At 35.7% G+C, this 2395-nt stretch carries 3 protein-coding genes and 1 pseudogene; all 4 read left to right on the forward strand.

From position 1 onward, the window contains the following. Nucleotides 1-278: pseudogene (locus JI65_RS17205) on the forward strand (hypothetical protein); the annotation flags it as partial. Nucleotides 279-317: 39 nt separating this feature from the next. Further along, nucleotides 318-815, forward strand: a complete 498-nt coding sequence (locus JI65_RS16740) for a hypothetical protein (RefSeq protein WP_191018305.1) — start codon at nt 318-320, stop codon at nt 813-815. A gap of 409 nt (nt 816-1224) precedes the next feature. After that, the gene (locus tag JI65_RS16745; protein WP_191018306.1) at nt 1225-1623 is read left to right on the forward strand and encodes a hypothetical protein; all 399 of its coding nucleotides are present in this window, start codon (nt 1225-1227) and stop codon (nt 1621-1623) included. Between the two features lie 12 nt (nt 1624-1635). After that, nucleotides 1636-1974, forward strand: coding sequence for a hypothetical protein (locus tag JI65_RS16750; protein ID WP_191018307.1), 339 nt, complete (start codon nt 1636-1638; stop codon nt 1972-1974). Nucleotides 1975-2395: the final 421 nt, after the last annotated feature.

The following is a 2395-nucleotide window of genomic DNA, read 5'->3' on the forward strand; positions in this document are numbered from 1 at the left end:
GCGTTAGAGCATTTACTTCCCTCTACAAATCGCGATTTGTAGGCCAACCCAAAAATCCCCTTTTCCCCGGAAAGCCCGCCACAAAAACTGCCTTTTCCGGGGAAAATTATTGTTATCACTACGCGGGGAACAATCCGGTAAGGTATGTGGACCCGACGGGAATGTGGCTTGATAATGGAGACGGAACCTTTACAGCTCAGGAAGGTGATACTCTTTGGGATAAATACGGTGCTGACTGGCAGGAGAAATCAGGTTTTACAGGTGATCCGCGAACTTAAAAAACAGGGGATATTGTCGGACAGAAAGACCCGATTACAATGATGAAGTATTCGAGCCATGACCTTGAGCGAAAAGATAAAATGCTTTCTCAGAAAAATTATGCTGAGTCAGAATTGCCTTCTGCTTCTAAAAAAGTGGTTACCAATTACGGATTCGGATTTAAAGCTGCGTTTATTTTGGGACTAGGGTGTGAAGTAGGATTCATAACGGATGGTGAAAATAGGGGTATTTATCTAGTTGGTTCATACGGTTGTGGAATTCAGGCTTCTATTGGAAACTATTCCAATATTAGTACTTTATTAAAGTCATCAGCTTCTATTTCAGATTCGTTTTCGCCATCGATAGAAGATGGCGGGGTTGCTTCAGGTACATCCGGTTCGACAACTGCAGATATTGGACTAGGACTTGTCGGATCTTATGATTTAAATAATCTAAATAAAAATGGTTTACCTAATGCATTTTCGACAGGAAGTATTGGTGGCGGTGTTTGGTATAATTCAACTACCGTCTTTACTTTTAGGAGAAAAAATAAATGATTTTAGATTTTATCAGAAAAAAGAAAAATATCTTTTTTTTAGCATATTTAATCATAGCTTATACAACTTTAACACTGCAGAATTTTAACTTGTTTTATTTTTACTTACTGGGAGGAAGTATTTTGTTCTTTGCCATCACTATGTATTTTTACTGCAAATACATAGTGAATAGTAATACATCTCTGAATTTTGAAATTTGCCTTATTATTTCCAATCTTATACTTGTGAGTGATTTTATACAGCTTATACGTGATTATGGTAATAACAAAACTTCTGGAGAAATTATTATGATAGTGTTGGGGGATTGTATTTTTACTATTCTGTATTCTGAAAAATTTAATATTTCAGGAAGACTATTTAAGTAAACTTTTTAGCTTCATCAGTTCCATACTTGGAAACGAGGATTAGTATGCTGGTACATGATTTTAAACTGTTGGATGAAGAGTCCTTTAATTCTTTAATTTCAAATTTTCGAAAATCAAATTTTTTCTTTACTCCAAATGTTTTTGCTGAATTTGAGATGTCAGATAAAACGCTTTTACTTTCTATGCCCTTATGGAAGCAAATAAATGCATGGAATTACAAAAATGAAAAAGCGATACAGGGACTTGCATATCACGGAATAACTGTTTTCCATCCAGAGCAGTTAAAAGAAATAGAGCAAGTCGTTTCAAATTCTTTGATAGTTTTTTCAAAAAAAATAATTTTCTATAAAAGAAAAAAAGTTAGAAACGAAATAAACAGCTTTTTGGACTTTCTGAAAAAAGGAATTGATAAAAACTTATATCTTGTTCATGAAGGAATATAAAATAGAAGCAAGATGAAAAAAAAACTGATAGCGTTATTGCTTTTGACATTCGTTATGAGTCCGGTCTTTGTGGAAGATTTTGGTGTAATCAAGACAGAGGAAATAGGGACTAGAGCTATTTTTAGGCTTCCCTACAGAAATGTAAAAGGAAGATATAGATACTTTAACGAAAAAGTAAAATCGGCCCTTATTATTGATGATATTATGGTTGCTGGTGCTTCTGTGAGTCCTGTGTCTGACAATGCCGTATATTTTGTTCTGACGGCTGAATACGACACAGAATGGGTTCATCTGAAAGAACAATTTGCATATCTTTCAATGATATGGCGGAAAGATAAAAATAAAAACTGAGCTTTTCCTTACAGAGGCAATTTGTTCGTTATTGCTCCCGGGACAGAAGTGACGGTTTGTTACAGGATTGTATACCCGTTTCCTTTTGGGACTTCAGAGAAACTTTTGCAACGGAGATTCGATGAAAAATACATTTCGCCTGCTTACTCAGCAACTATTATTTTGCCGGAAATAAAAGACTGATTGCGTTATTTTCGGGCGATAAATGTGCACAAAAGGCGGAATTACGCTTATTCCATTTTAGTGCTATAATACTGTTGAAGAAGGAGCCTACAGGACATGGAAATTGATATCGAAATAGACGGCCTTACTAACTGTCTCGTAAAGCGTGACACAGGTGAAGAATGCGACACTCAATACCGTCTTATTTCAAAGACGCTCACAAAGGCGGAAGCTGAAAAAATGATTAAGGCTGGCTGGT

The sequence above is a fragment of the Treponema zioleckii genome (assembly GCF_014737315.1).
GTDB lineage: Bacteria > Spirochaetota > Spirochaetia > Treponematales > Treponemataceae > Treponema_D > Treponema_D zioleckii.

Excerpts from the sequence above, each read along its gene's own strand:
- JI65_RS16740 (WP_191018305.1), top strand. The coding sequence starts at position 318 with ATGATGAAGTATTCGAGCCATGACCTTGAGCGAAAAGATAAAATGCTT.
- JI65_RS16745 (WP_191018306.1), top strand. The coding sequence starts at position 1,225 with ATGCTGGTACATGATTTTAAACTGTTGGATGAAGAGTCCTTTAATTCT.
- JI65_RS16750 (WP_191018307.1), top strand. The coding sequence starts at position 1,636 with ATGAAAAAAAAACTGATAGCGTTATTGCTTTTGACATTCGTTATGAGT.